Here is an 11,887-nt window from a genome sequence, read left to right as displayed (position 1 = left end):
GCGCGGTCAGGCCCCCGGACTCGCTGCGCGCCACCGGGTCGAGCCTTGCGCTGGTGCCGCGTCGAGAATGGTCGGCGCGTAACCGACCGAAGGCACCCTTCATCCCGCCAGACCGACTGGAGGCGACCTTCATTCACCTGAACTGTCCTATGAACCGGCCGAGGGCGGTCTCGACCGTGGTGGGCGGGGGTGTGTGGGTCGCTGGGAGCGGGCGAAGGCTGTCAGGGTGGGGGGTCGGCTGTGGCTCGGCGGGCGCGTTTGGCTTGGGCGCGGTCGATGCGCGGGTCTTCGGCGACCTCGTAGCGTTTCAGGTAGAGGCTGACGAAGGACTGCGCGGTGGCGGTGGCCGGGATGGCGAGTAGTGCACCGACCGCGCCGAGCAGTGCACCGCCCGCGAGCACGGCGAGCAGGGCGACGGCCGGATTGACGTCCACGGTGCGCGCGGTGAGCTTCGGTTGCAGCACGTAGTCCTGGAACTGCTGGTAGACGATGACGAACAGAATCACCCAGACCGCGTCCAGCGGCCGGATCGTGAGCGCGACCAGCACCGGAAGCACGCCGGCGAGATAAGTGCCGACGGTCGGCACGAACGAGGCGACCACGCCGAACCACACGCCCATGGCGATCGCGTTCGGCACGCCGAGCACCGCGAGGAAGACGCCGTGCGCGACCGCGGAGATCACCGCGAGCAGCGCCCGGGAGTAGAGATAGCCGCCCGTCTTCTGGATGGCGAGATCCCAGGCGCGCAGCACGGCGTCTTGCCTGGTCGGCGGCAGCAGCGAGCACAGCGACCGCCGCAGCCTCGGCCCTCCCGCGGTGAGATAGATGCTGAACAGCGCGATCAGCAGCAGTTTGGCCAGCCCGCCGACGATCGTGGCGGACAGTCCCCACGCGTGGTTCGCGGCGCGCTCGGCGTAGCCGGTGAGGGTGTCGGTGTCCTTGGTCAGCTGTTCACGCAGCTGATCGAGGGTGAAGTCCTGGCCGAAGGTGCGGTTCACCCAGTCGACCAGATCGTCCACCAGCCGCGGCAGTTCGATCACCAGGTCGTGCACGGTCTCCACCAACAGGACTCCAAGCGCGACGACGAACCCCGCGACGAACAGGAACACCAGCACGAACACCACCGCCGTGCCCAATCCTCGGGACATCCCGCGCGCGGCCAGGCTGTCCACCGCGGGTTCCATCGCCAGCGAGACGAAGAACGCCACGAACAGCACGACGAACAACCCGATCAAGCGGTGCGCCGCCCAGTCGAGCAGTTGGAAAGCACCTAGTAAAAGGAAGGCGAGTATCAGCGCCCTCGGCAACCAGGCGGGCATCCGGCTCTGCTCGGTCGACCGGCTCTGCTGAGTCCCCTCTTCCGGCTCCCCGCGCGCCGCGACCTCGGAGCCGGTGGGCTCCGATGCCTCGGGACCCGACTCGGCGTCGGGCGGGTAGGCGGCCACTCGCCCAGTGTGGTCGATTCCGCCCCGAATCCCCGGTTGCGACCCGCGCCGGATGCGACCCGCCCTCACTACCGCGCGCTGCGCCGCCAATAACACCACGGCTAGTGCCGCGTCCAGAATGGTCCGATGCGGTAACCGACCGAAGGCCACCTTCATCCCGCCAGGGCCGACTGGACGCGACCTTCATTCACCCGACCTGCGTGCCCCCGGCTGGCCGCACTCAGCCGCCCTACCGTTGCGCCCGGTCGCCGATCAGGAAGTCGGAGATGGCGGCGCCGACCGCGGCGGGTTGGTCGAGCATCGACAGCACGTAGGCGTCCTCGATCTCGACTAGGCGGGCGCGCGGTATCAACTCGGCAAGTTGGCGACCGTGCTCGCGCGGCATCACCTTGTCGGCCGAGGACCACAGGATCAGTGCGTCACCCGAGAAGTCGTGCAGCGCTTCGGTATTCGCGATGAGCTCGGGCTTGGCGAACCCGGACTTGGTGTAGGCGAGCAGATCCCGGCGGATCCGCTTGTCGCGCAAACCGGGCTCGGTCCAGCCGCGCACCAGATCGTCCGGCAGCGGAGTACGCGCCATCCAGCCGAACAGCAGCGGCGAGGACCGCAGCCACCGTACCCGTAATTGCCTCAGCGCCAAGGTGATTCCGCCCGGCAGCGCGGTGGCAAGCGTGGCCATCTTGCCGGGCAGGCCGGGCGGAAAGTTGTCGAACGCCTCGCACGGCAGCACGATCAGCCTGCCGACCCGCTCGTCCAGGCCGTAGGCGGTGAGGAACAGCCCGCCGCCCCAGTCGCTGTGGACGAGGGTCACATCGCGCAAGTCGAGCGCGGCCAGGAAATCCGCGATGAGCTGATTCAATCCGCGCAGACTCAGGTCGACCCCCGCCTTCAGCGGAATCGGATGCGCGCCGAGCGGCAGATCCGGCAGCACGTACCGGAACCCCTCGGGCAGCCGGTCGAGCACCGCGTCCCACACCGTGTGGTTCATCAGCAGCCCGTGCAGCAGCACCACCGGCGGCCCGTCGCCGCGCTCCACATAGTGCAGTTGACCAGCGGGAAGATCGACGGTCGGCATCGGTTTCCTCCATTCGAGCGATCGCTCTAGAGTGTTTGCTCTAGTCTGGAACGGTGACCGAGAAGATGTCAACAGGTACCCGCGAGCGCCTCGTCACGGCCATGGCGGAACTGATGCGCACCCGCGGCTACAGCGCGACCAGCGTCAAACAGATCACCGTGGCGGCGGCCGCACCGATGGGCTCGCTCTACCACCACTTCCCCGCGGGCAAGCCCCAGATCGCCGCCGCGGCCCTACGCACCTCCGGCGCCGCCTACATCCAACTCCTCCCCCTCCTCATGGACCCCTACGACGACCTACGCGAGGCGGTCCCCGCCGCCTTCACCGCCGCCGCCGAACAAATCGAGCAAACCGACTGGATCAACATGTGCCCCGTCGGCACCGTCGCAGGCGAAATCGCCGACAGCGAACCGGAATTGCGCGCAGTCGCGGCCGAGGTCATCGGATTCTGGATCGAGCAAGGAACGGACTACTTCGTCCGCCGCGGCGTCGCCCCCACCCCCGCCCGCGACCTGATCCTGGCGATCCTCAGCGCCCTGGAGGGCGCTTTCGTCCTGAGCCGAACGCTGCGGTCTGCGGAACCGTTGCATTCCGCCGGGCGCGCGATGGCGGCGCGGGTCGATGAGATGCTAGCCGGAGCTTCCACGGAAGTCCGCCGGTAGCCAGGGCGAATCGCTCGTCGCCGAACTCGTCTGTAGGCCAAGCGACATCAACTGAGCCGATAATGTCTGTCAGCGAGGGTGTTAGCTCGGAACGGGGGGAACTGATGGCTGGGAGCGAATCCGCCGTGGTGCGCGGGAACCGCATCTGGGACCGATCCTGGCGGGGGCGTTATCGAGTCGCGGCTTGCTTGGCGATCCTCGGCGCGCTGATCTGGACCATGCAATCGCTCGGCGCTTGCGTGCAGTCGCAGGAAGGCAAGTGGCAGGACCGGGATTACCTGTCTGTCGGCAACTCGATGATCACCGCCGACAACCTGCTGGCGCTACTGTGCTTCGCCTTCCTCGTCGTCGCGGGGATGCTGGGCTGCGGCGCGGTGCTTGTCTTGCGCGGCAACATGTTCGGGCGCCATCTGATAGCGGCCGGAGCGTGGCTGGTGATCTGCGGTCAGTTGTTCGCGGCAGTCCTGGCATCCATCCCCATCGACGCCTTCCACTACTCCACTCCCGCCAACCTCGTCTTCGCGACGCCATTGGTGATCTTCCCTTTGGTGACGATTCTCTGCCTCACGTAGGCAAGCAGTCACGTGGTGCCCTCGGCGGGGCGTGTCGAACATGGGAACGGGGATGACCTGCGGTTTTTGGGTGGGCGGTTGGTGATCGAAGCCGACTGTCAGTTATAGGCGGGTGGTTCTGTCGTCTTGCTGGGCCGCTTGCCATCGTGCGATCTCGAGGAAGACGTTGGCCTGCTGCTGGGCCAGTGCCTCGCCCTCGGCTTCGTCGAGGAAGGTGATGTGGAAGTCTGCTTCCGGTTTGTCGGTTCGTCGTTGCTGCCGGTCGGCGAGGTGCGGGTCGACCGGTTTGCTTGCATCGTCGGCACGCGAGGAGTATCTCGTAGCAGCTGGCTTGCGGGTTCGGGCACGCTGAAACGCTCGGTAATGACGATTTCAGGGAATTCGCTGGATCCGGACATGATGGTCCTCATGACCGATTGGCAACTGCATATATCCCTGACTGAGTTGCGCAGGTCCGTCGAGTTGCTTCTGAACCATCTCGAAGCTGCCACTGACGGCGATACCGTTTGCCTGGACGAGGACTACTTCTGGTCGATTCCGCAGGATGAGTTGTATGACGTCAACCGCACTCCAGCCGAGCTGACCGTGGGGCAACTTTCGTGGTCGTGGCAGCATCTGACGGATCTACTGGCCGATCCAGATCGAGCGATCGGAAGCCACCTGGTGTGGCTGGCGGAGGTGTTACGCGCAATCGGCCAGAGAGTTCGCTGACACGTCGAATACCGTGAGGTTCAGAGTGTCGGCGGCTTCCGAAACGGAGTGCTGTCGAGCAGGTCCGCAGGGCAGCACGATCGCGCGAATTCAGTCATCGGTGTGTTCTCAACGGCCAGCCATCCGGCACTGGCAGGTGAGCACCACGCCGATCGGTCTTCGACTCGCAGGATGAATGAGGCCAGCCCTTCCTGCACGCCGTGCGGAGGGACGAATGCTGTTGCGGCGTAGTCCTGATCGGTAGGCGTGCGTGGTGGTCCCGAGGAACGGCCGCCTTGATCGGAAGTGAGCCAGACGATCCGACCGCGAAACGGAAGGCTGCCACGAAAACGCACGACATCATTCTGGCGCGTGGCCAGCCGGTACTCGAAGGCGGGACCGCGGCGCTCAGCGGACCGACCCGATAGCGGCTACCCGATCATCCGCTCATGCGGCGACCCGTGCGTTCTGGGCGGCGGCGACCGAGACCTGTGCTGGCGCAGATCATCAGGAGCTGCTGGTCGTGTCGATCTCGCCTTCCACTGATCGATGCGGGGCAATTAGGTCTGGTTGTAGAAGGTGCTCTCGAGCAATTGCCGCAGTGGTCGATCCAGCGGCTTTCCACCCGTGTCGAGGCCAGGCGCTGGATTGTCTTCGAACCCCGCGATCTGCTCACATCGCCCATCGGCGGTTGTGGCCCAGACTTGGGTGTCCGCTGGCCGCCAGATGACCACTGCATCCGGGTAGTGGGCCAGTTCGGCCAGCATCGCATCGGGCCCGCGGAACGCAAGGACAACCTTGCTTTCCTTCGGGAACTCGTATTCCATCGCCTCCGGCTCGATCACGATGAAGAATTGGTGACTGCCGGGCGCGGCCGACAATGCCAGCTGGAACTCCATCCGCCAATGATGCCGTAGTCCACGAGAATTCGACCGATCGGTTCGAAATCCAGTGTGCTGCTGGTCACGGTATTCGGCAAAGTCGAGTGGGCTTCGGCATGGGCGCACGACCTGCTCGTCGGTACCGTCGGACGGGCTGACGCGGTACTGACGATGGCAGCTTACGAGCAGAGGAGGATCTGGTGGTGGAGCACGCGCTGTGGGAGCGCATGCCGACTGAACTGCGCTCGCGTTTCGACGAGTTGATCCATAGCGGCCGCAAGATCCATGCGATACAGGCCGTGCGAGAGAGCTTGCCCGACCCGTGCCCGGGGATCCATGAGTGCGTGGATCTGCTGGAGGAACGCTGGATCGATCTGGGTAGACCGTAGCTGCGAACGTCTTTCTATGCTGCGCCACACCTTCGTCACCACCATGCTCGATGCCGGAGTCCTCCGCGACGTCCAGATCGCCGCCCGCCACGCTGACCCTCGCACCACCACGCGCTACGACCGTGCTCGGACCAATCTCGACCGCCACCCGAATTACATCCTCGCCGCCTACATGGCTTCGGGCACATAACAACTCAACACGCGCACATGCCGATGAGTGATGTCAACCGGCGAATTTTGCGACGGCCTGCACGGTGACCGGGGTGAAGAGGTTGATCAGGTTGCCGTCGGGATCGCGAAACAGCAGCGACCGGTTCCCCCACGGCATCGTCGTGGGCTCGTTGACGAAGTCCTCGACCGTATCCCGCAGCCGCCGGTAGTCGGCATCGACGTCGGGGACCAGGAATTCGATGATCGCGGTGTGATTGTCGGCTGGGCGGGCGCTGCCCGCCGCGAACAGCGCCACGGTACGGGCGCTTCCGATCGCGAGTGCACCGGCGGGTGTGGCGATTTCGGCGAAATCCGGTGTAGCCCAGGTTGCTTCGGCGCCGGTCACGTGCTGATAGAAGCTGACCAGCCGTTGGATGTCGTCGGTGATCAGGCGGATCGAGACGAGCTTCATTGTGTGCTCCTGCTGTCGGATGAGGCGGAGGTTCCCCGCCGCATGCCACGTTAGAGTCGATACCGGACAGTTTCCGCCCGGTATAGGTGCGAGAATTTCCCGATGACGCGCCCCACCGCCCGAGTACTGGCCTTGCTCGAGCTGCTGCAGACCGGCGGTACGCATACCGTCGGCGAACTCGCCGGACGGCTCGGCGTCGATGAACGCACCGTCAGGCGATACGTCACCCATCTCACCGACCTGGATATCCCGGTCCGATCGGTGCGAGGCCGCTATGGCGGGTACCGGCTCGCCCCCAGCTACCGGATGCCGCCGCTGATGCTGACCGACGACGAGGCGGTGGCCGTGTTGCTCGGGCTCCTCACCAGCCGCGGCGCACACCGGTCGACAGCTTCTGCCCGCGCAGCCGACAGCGTGACGGCCAAACTTCGCCGCGTCCTGCCCCCACGTCTGACGGCCCGGCTCGACGCACTGATCAACACCGTCGAATTCACCGCCGACACGCGCCCGGAAGTCGCTGTCGAGACCGCCGTCCTCCTCCGGATCGCCGAGGCCACACGCGAGCACCGACCGGTCGCGATCGGTTACACCGACCGAAACGGGCGACCCAGCGAGCGGACCGTGCACCCCTACGGGCTCGTCGACCACTCCGGCCGGTGGTACCTGACAGGGAAGGACAGCAACAGCGACGAACTACGCCAGTTCCGGCTGGACCGCATCACCGCAGTGATCACACTGCCCGGAACCTTCGCTCCGCCCACAGGATTCGAGCCGGCCGCTCATCTGCTGTCCGCACTTGCCACGGCGCCCTATCGGCACGAGGTATCGATCCGAGTTCAGGGCACGCTCACCCAGGTCCGCCCGCTGCTCCCCGAGACGATCGCGACCATACATGAGATCGACTCGCCGCCCCCTGACACCCGCCCGTGGGTCCAGGTCCGAATCCGGGCCGAACAACTCGACTGGATTCCCCCCGTCCTCGCCGGCCTGAACCGCCCATTCGTCATCGAACACCCCGACATACTCAATGACGCCGTACGCGCCCTGGCTCGCCGACTTACCGCGGCCGCCAACGGCCGATTCCAAACCCAGAGGTAGACCCACACCGCCACATGGCGCGAACGCACGGTAATGCCGAGTTGAGTGCATTTCCTGGAACGGTCGTCGGCGGGGTCGGCCAGTCCCATTACCCTGCGCGACTCAGTGGTGGATCACCTCACCGAGCCGCGGCAGAAGGAGCCGTTTCCAGTTGCGCTCGACGGCGTTGCGCATCATGCGTTGTCGGCGATCTACGATGTCGAACCCCGTCTGTGTCAGCAGAAGTCGTGTGCCACGCCCCTGCGGCTGCAACCGCCAGTCGACAACACAGCGGGCGGGATATTGGGCCTGTGGATAGACCCAACTGTAGGTGAGCTGCTCGTATGGCCGGGCCGCCAGCACCTCGCAGCGGATCTGATCGATGGCCGAGTCTGGAACGGTGAACCGGAAGCGAGTCCCGACCGACGCTGCGAAGCCGGTCGGTCGCAGCAACCACCGCTGCAGCAAGTCCGGCTCGGTCAACGCCCGCCATACAGCTTCCGGCGGCTGCCGGAAGAAGTTGCCGAGCTCGACCGCGGCGGGATCCAACTGCGGGTCAGCGATCACCGGCGCACCACCTCCACGAAGCCCCGGACCATCTTCTGGACGTAGATGACCACGACCTGATCAGCCCCACTGGCCTCGCCGACGAACCAGTCAGCCAGGCCGCACTCCCAGGGAAACACCGGTCCGGTTCCGGCCATGAGCCCGAGAACGCTCGCCGTCGAGCCGCCCGCCGAGCTGAACTACTACGGCAACTGCTGTAACACCAGCTCGCCGCGAAGCTGAATCGTTGGTGAACGCACCATAATGCCGCTGGTCGCGCTGACCGAACCGGCCAGCGCGGGGCAGTGGGCGGCGAGAGCGACCGCGGCGCTTGAACATCTGCTACTAGCCGAAAACAGGATGTGTCCGTTCGCCAGTGAGCCTGTCACCAGGGCACTGTTCCGGCGTCGTCGAAGAATCCGCCGGTCGGCCCGTCATCGGGGAGGGTCGCGAGGTGAATCGCGATTGCCGCGCCCTGTTCGGGGGTGCGGTAGCCGCGGAAGCCGTTGAGGTCGGTAGCGGTGAAACCGGGGCAGCCACAGTTGATCAGGATGTTGGTGTCGCTCAGTTCTTTTGCGTATTGGACGGTGACGGCATTGAGGAAGGTCTTCGACGCTGAGTACGCGGCGGAAATCGGGCCGGTCTCGGTGCCGGGCGTGGTCTGTAGGGTGAGAGAGCCGACGCTGCTGGACATGTTCACGATTCGCGGTGATGCCGAGCCGCGCAGCATGGGCAGCATCGCGTTGGTGACACGGATGACGCCGATCACGTTGGTTTCCACGGCAGCTCGTACGGTCGCGGGATCGACCGTGGTGGGCGTCTGTGGCATACCGCCGGTGATCGCGGCGTTGTTGACGAGGACGTCGAGGCCTCCTGCTCGGTCGGCGATGAGATCGGCCGCAGCGGCCACACTCGCGTCGTCGGTCACGTCGAGCGGTACACCGAACGCATCGGTTCCGGCCGCACGTAGCTTCTCCACCGCGGTGTCGCGGCGCTGTTGATCCCGCGCGCCCACACCGATTCGCCAGCCGAGGGCGCCCAGGCCCGCCGCGATCTCGTATCCGATTCCTTTGTTCGCGCCGGTCACCATCGCGATCGTCTGTGCACTCATACCGTCGATCCTGATTCGGCCTCGGGTAGCGCGTCCAAGACCGACCGGGTATGCGGCCATACCGCACGGATATCGGTCGCGGTCAGCGCCGGATACGATGTCACGGTGGAGACGCGGGAGTTGCGATACTTCGTCGCCGTCGCCGAGGAGTTGCACTTCGGGCGGGCGGCACAGCGGCTCGCAATGGCGCAACCACCACTGTCTCGGGCGATCCAGCAGCTTGAACGGCGGCTCGGAGTGGTGCTGCTGCACCGCACCTCTCGCGCAATCACTTTGACCGAGGCCGGGTCGGTGCTGTTGCGGGAGGCCCGGGCCGCACTCGACGCGGTCGAAGCCGCGGAGCGCCGCACCCGACGCGCCGCTGGCGATCGGCCGGGCGTAGTGCTGGCCACGAAGGCCGGAGCGTCCAGCGAACTGTTGTCGAAGCTGCTGGACGCCTACGCCGCCGAACCGGGCGCCGTCGCCGTCGAGGTGATGCTGTGCGGGCCCGGCGAACAGGAAAGGCTCCTGCGTGACGGTCGCGCCGACGTTGCCCTGCTCCACCGGCCCTTCGACATGATGGCCGGATTCGACACCGAGGACCTGCACACCGAACAGCAGGTCGTGGTCCTGCCCGCAGGGCACCCCCTCGCCAACCGGGCTCATATGTCTTTGGCCGAGGTCTCCGCCTTGACGGACCTGCCCTTGCCGCGCTGGCCTCGACAGGATGGGAGCTATCCGGACGGCCCCGGCCCGCAGGTTCGCGACCATACCCAGCTGACGCAGCTGATCGCGCTCGGCCGGACCTGCGCTGTCATGCCCGAGTCCGTTCGAACCCACTTGCGCGACAAGCACGCCATCGTGCCGGTACCGGACGCGCCGACAGTCACAACCGTCATCGCCTGGCCACCGCACAGCAGATCCAAAGCCGTCGCCGACCTCGTCCGCACCGCAATACGCCTCTAGCCGATACCTCTCCGCATGGTTCAGGAATCCACCCTGCAAGCTCGCCGCTACGTATCCTGTAATGGCTCTGGGCGCGTGCGTGGGTTCCGGTCGAGAGCGTCGGATGCGATCGGACCAGCACGAGCTGAATCTGTTGTCTTGCAACAAGTTTTGTGTAGCCGAGCGTGTCAATGGTCGACGGTCGGTGTCTCGGTCGGTCGGCTTGTTCGGCGCGGCCGGATGCATTGCTCGGTGTCCGTTCCCATGTTCGATGTGCCCTGTCGGGCGCGCAGGGGGAACGGCATCCGACCTGGGGTTTCTCGAACCGGGAAACTTGGGATCAACGTAGAAAACGTGCTGACCTGCGAAAACGCTGTCGCAGATTTGTGCCCTCGGCGGGGCGTGTCGTACATGGGACCGCGGACGACCTGCGGTTTTCAGGTGGGCAGTTGGTGGTCGAAGCCGATTACCAGTTGTGAGAAGGCGATGTCGGTGAGCGGTGCAACCACAGCGGAGCTGACTTCGCGCTGTGCGGCGCGGACTGTCAATGGGCGATGCCTGGCATGCGCCACTCTGGATGATTGACCTCTCGTTGTCACCGTCGAGTCATGCTGTTGAACACTCCAGCGCGCCACGGGCGACACCGGCGGTCGGGCCATGATCCTGATGGACCGACTCGCCACCGCATCGGCGCTCATCCGCCACCGCGCGCAAGAGACCGTGTGGGCCGAGGTTGCCCTCGACCAGACCCATCACCCGACGTGACCCCACGGGGGGAGGCCGGTTCATGGTTCGGAGTGGTCGGCGATGGCGCCTGCGGCCTTGCGCATCTGTTCGTCGGCGCGGTCTTCGTCGGTGGCGGGATCGATCACCAGCAATCGTAGGCGTCGACCGTCCGGGTCGAAGACGTACATCACCTGCGGCGGCTGGTCGGGAAGCGGGCCGGTGACCTCGATCCCGTCGGGAGGGTCGATTGCCCGCTGCGACCGGCTCAGCGAATTCCAGTCGAAGGCGATCCGGGCGGTTGCGCCCAGTCGCGTGGTGAGCGCGGCCACCAGATCGTGCAGCTCGGTGGTGAGGTTGTCGGTTCTAGGCCACCAGGCGCCGTCGAGGCCCTCGGATTGCTCGTCACGGTCGCGCAGCAGCAATCGCGGCGTTCGGGTCGGTCTGTCGAATGGTTGCCCACCGCCGGCGGTGGGCCGGAATCGGCCAAGGCCGCGGTCGGCGGCGGCACCGCCTCTGTGCTGCGGCGGGTTCTGTGTCATGTCGAACCTCCTTCGTCGTCCCAGCGGCGCAGCGCGACCGTGTACTGGCTGCGATCGAGGCTGTCCTGGGTGTCGGCCGCTACCAGTTCGTCGGCAGTGAGTTCATTGCCGGGGCGAGATGCCGCGGACAGCAGCGCCGCAGCGGAGGCGGCCTCGGTGTCCGCAGGGATCACCAGCAGGACGAGCCGGGTCCGGTCCAGTCCCAGGACGCAAATCGTGTGGGCGGGCAGATGCCGGTAACCATCCAAACGAATCAGACGCCCGCCGACCGTCGTGCGCCTCGGCGTCGGCTGCCAGGCGTCCATGTCGTACATGATGCGCTCGACAGCGCCCCGCCCGGCGAACAACGCCTCGAGATCGGCCAGTTCGGCGACCAGGTCAGTTGTTCGGGGCCACCAAGCCCCGTCCACCGCCCCAGGGCGGGGCACTCGCGGTTTCGGTGACCGCCTCGACGCCAGCGGCAACCGGTCGCGAAGGGAAAAGCGCGAAGGATGATCCAGCAGGATCGGCTTGCATTGCAGCGTCATCACGACGCTCCTGACCGGGACCGCTCAGCAGCCCCTGCTCATTCGCCGGGTGCCGACGAGACCACCAACGGTCTCATGCGATAAGCCCCCGACACCCCTGA

16 protein-coding genes are annotated in these 11,887 nt (G+C 66.0%); 7 read left to right on the top strand and 9 right to left on the bottom strand.

The genetic code is table 11. From position 1 onward, the window contains the following. Window positions 1-221: 221 nt before the first annotated feature. Window positions 222-1,445, bottom strand: coding sequence for an AI-2E family transporter (locus CRP45_RS22620; RefSeq protein ID WP_245910343.1), 1,224 nt, complete (start codon window positions 1,443-1,445; stop codon window positions 222-224). A 229-nt stretch (window positions 1,446-1,674) separates the two neighbouring features. Further along, window positions 1,675-2,520, bottom strand: a complete 846-nt coding sequence (locus CRP45_RS22615) for an alpha/beta fold hydrolase (protein WP_097246829.1) — start codon at window positions 2,518-2,520, stop codon at window positions 1,675-1,677. 53 nt (window positions 2,521-2,573) lie between these two features. Here CRP45_RS22615 and CRP45_RS22610 point away from each other — a divergent pair, with 53 nt between their 5' ends. The 3 genes from CRP45_RS22610 to CRP45_RS22600 all read left to right on the top strand — a co-directional run bounded on the left by CRP45_RS22610 (window position 2,574) and on the right by CRP45_RS22600 (window position 4,465). After that, window positions 2,574-3,182, top strand: a complete 609-nt coding sequence (locus tag CRP45_RS22610) for a TetR/AcrR family transcriptional regulator (RefSeq protein ID WP_245910342.1) — start codon at window positions 2,574-2,576, stop codon at window positions 3,180-3,182. A 188-nt stretch (window positions 3,183-3,370) separates the two neighbouring features. Next, complete coding sequence (locus CRP45_RS22605; RefSeq protein WP_245910340.1) at window positions 3,371-3,754, top strand: hypothetical protein; 384 nt, start codon at window positions 3,371-3,373, stop codon at window positions 3,752-3,754. Window positions 3,755-3,880: 126 nt separating this feature from the next. Beyond that, window positions 3,881-4,465, top strand: a complete 585-nt coding sequence (locus tag CRP45_RS22600; RefSeq protein ID WP_097246827.1) for a hypothetical protein — start codon at window positions 3,881-3,883, stop codon at window positions 4,463-4,465. Between the two features lie 539 nt (window positions 4,466-5,004). Here the strand turns inward: CRP45_RS22600 and CRP45_RS22595 are convergent. Further along, window positions 5,005-5,343, bottom strand: coding sequence for a hypothetical protein (locus CRP45_RS22595; RefSeq protein ID WP_097246826.1), 339 nt, complete (start codon window positions 5,341-5,343; stop codon window positions 5,005-5,007). 182 nt (window positions 5,344-5,525) lie between these two features. Between CRP45_RS22595 and CRP45_RS22590 the strand changes: the two genes are divergently transcribed. Together CRP45_RS22590 and CRP45_RS22585 are read left to right on the top strand one after the other, a co-directional pair. Further along, window positions 5,526-5,714, top strand: coding sequence for a hypothetical protein (locus CRP45_RS22590; RefSeq protein WP_097246825.1), 189 nt, complete (start codon window positions 5,526-5,528; stop codon window positions 5,712-5,714). Window positions 5,715-5,730: 16 nt separating this feature from the next. Continuing rightward, window positions 5,731-5,904, top strand: coding sequence for a site-specific integrase (locus tag CRP45_RS22585; RefSeq protein WP_218841184.1), 174 nt, complete (start codon window positions 5,731-5,733; stop codon window positions 5,902-5,904). Window positions 5,905-5,937: 33 nt separating this feature from the next. Here CRP45_RS22585 and CRP45_RS22580 read toward each other — a convergent pair whose 3' ends face one another. Then, window positions 5,938-6,336, bottom strand: a complete 399-nt coding sequence (locus CRP45_RS22580) for a VOC family protein (protein WP_097246823.1) — start codon at window positions 6,334-6,336, stop codon at window positions 5,938-5,940. Window positions 6,337-6,438: 102 nt separating this feature from the next. Between CRP45_RS22580 and CRP45_RS22575 the strand changes: the two genes are divergently transcribed. Then, window positions 6,439-7,434, top strand: a complete 996-nt coding sequence (locus CRP45_RS22575) for a helix-turn-helix transcriptional regulator (RefSeq protein WP_097246821.1) — start codon at window positions 6,439-6,441, stop codon at window positions 7,432-7,434. Window positions 7,435-7,536: 102 nt separating this feature from the next. Here CRP45_RS22575 and CRP45_RS22570 read toward each other — a convergent pair whose 3' ends face one another. The 3 genes from CRP45_RS22570 to CRP45_RS22565 all read right to left on the bottom strand — a co-directional run bounded on the left by CRP45_RS22570 (window position 7,537) and on the right by CRP45_RS22565 (window position 9,070). Next, entirely contained in the window at window positions 7,537-7,980 is a 444-nt protein-coding gene (locus CRP45_RS22570) for an SRPBCC family protein (protein WP_097246820.1), read from the bottom strand. After that, on the bottom strand, window positions 7,977-8,117 hold the full coding sequence (locus CRP45_RS33965; protein ID WP_179830974.1) for a hypothetical protein: 141 nt from the start codon (window positions 8,115-8,117) through the stop codon (window positions 7,977-7,979). The genes CRP45_RS22570 and CRP45_RS33965 overlap by 4 nt, the downstream gene beginning before the upstream one ends. 227 nt (window positions 8,118-8,344) lie before the next feature. Then, window positions 8,345-9,070 (bottom strand): SDR family NAD(P)-dependent oxidoreductase, encoded by a 726-nt coding sequence (locus tag CRP45_RS22565; RefSeq protein ID WP_097246818.1) that lies wholly within the window; start codon window positions 9,068-9,070, stop codon window positions 8,345-8,347. 105 nt (window positions 9,071-9,175) lie between these two features. Between CRP45_RS22565 and CRP45_RS22560 the strand changes: the two genes are divergently transcribed. Continuing rightward, the gene (locus CRP45_RS22560; RefSeq protein WP_097246817.1) at window positions 9,176-10,015 is read left to right on the top strand and encodes a LysR family transcriptional regulator; all 840 of its coding nucleotides are present in this window, start codon (window positions 9,176-9,178) and stop codon (window positions 10,013-10,015) included. Window positions 10,016-10,779: 764 nt separating this feature from the next. Here the strand turns inward: CRP45_RS22560 and CRP45_RS22555 are convergent. Beyond that, window positions 10,780-11,259, bottom strand: coding sequence for a DUF5994 family protein (locus tag CRP45_RS22555; protein WP_097246815.1), 480 nt, complete (start codon window positions 11,257-11,259; stop codon window positions 10,780-10,782). Then, a complete protein-coding gene (locus CRP45_RS22550; RefSeq protein WP_245910389.1) occupies window positions 11,256-11,786 on the bottom strand; it encodes a DUF5994 family protein in 531 nt (176 codons plus the stop codon). The genes CRP45_RS22555 and CRP45_RS22550 overlap by 4 nt, the downstream gene beginning before the upstream one ends. Window positions 11,787-11,887 lie beyond the last annotated feature (101 nt).

It is taken from the genome of Nocardia amikacinitolerans, from assembly GCF_900215415.1.
Taxonomy (GTDB): Bacteria; Actinomycetota; Actinomycetes; order Mycobacteriales; family Mycobacteriaceae; genus Nocardia; species Nocardia amikacinitolerans.
This window is presented reverse-complemented; position numbering and strand designations above follow the sequence as displayed.

What these genes read in the sequence shown, in the direction of transcription:
- CRP45_RS22615 (WP_097246829.1), bottom strand. Translation starts at nt 2,520, where the DNA reads ATGCCGACCGTCGATCTTCCCGCTGGTCAACTGCACTATGTGGAGCGC.
- CRP45_RS22595 (WP_097246826.1), bottom strand. Translation starts at nt 5,343, where the DNA reads ATGGAGTTCCAGCTGGCATTGTCGGCCGCGCCCGGCAGTCACCAATTC.
- CRP45_RS22585 (WP_218841184.1), top strand. Translation starts at nt 5,731, where the DNA reads ATGCTGCGCCACACCTTCGTCACCACCATGCTCGATGCCGGAGTCCTC.
- CRP45_RS22580 (WP_097246823.1), bottom strand. Translation starts at nt 6,336, where the DNA reads ATGAAGCTCGTCTCGATCCGCCTGATCACCGACGACATCCAACGGCTG.
- CRP45_RS22575 (WP_097246821.1), top strand. Translation starts at nt 6,439, where the DNA reads ATGACGCGCCCCACCGCCCGAGTACTGGCCTTGCTCGAGCTGCTGCAG.
- CRP45_RS33965 (WP_179830974.1), bottom strand. Translation starts at nt 8,117, where the DNA reads ATGGCCGGAACCGGACCGGTGTTTCCCTGGGAGTGCGGCCTGGCTGAC.
- CRP45_RS22565 (WP_097246818.1), bottom strand. Translation starts at nt 9,070, where the DNA reads ATGAGTGCACAGACGATCGCGATGGTGACCGGCGCGAACAAAGGAATC.
- CRP45_RS22555 (WP_097246815.1), bottom strand. Translation starts at nt 11,259, where the DNA reads ATGACACAGAACCCGCCGCAGCACAGAGGCGGTGCCGCCGCCGACCGC.
- CRP45_RS22550 (WP_245910389.1), bottom strand. Translation starts at nt 11,786, where the DNA reads ATGACGCTGCAATGCAAGCCGATCCTGCTGGATCATCCTTCGCGCTTT.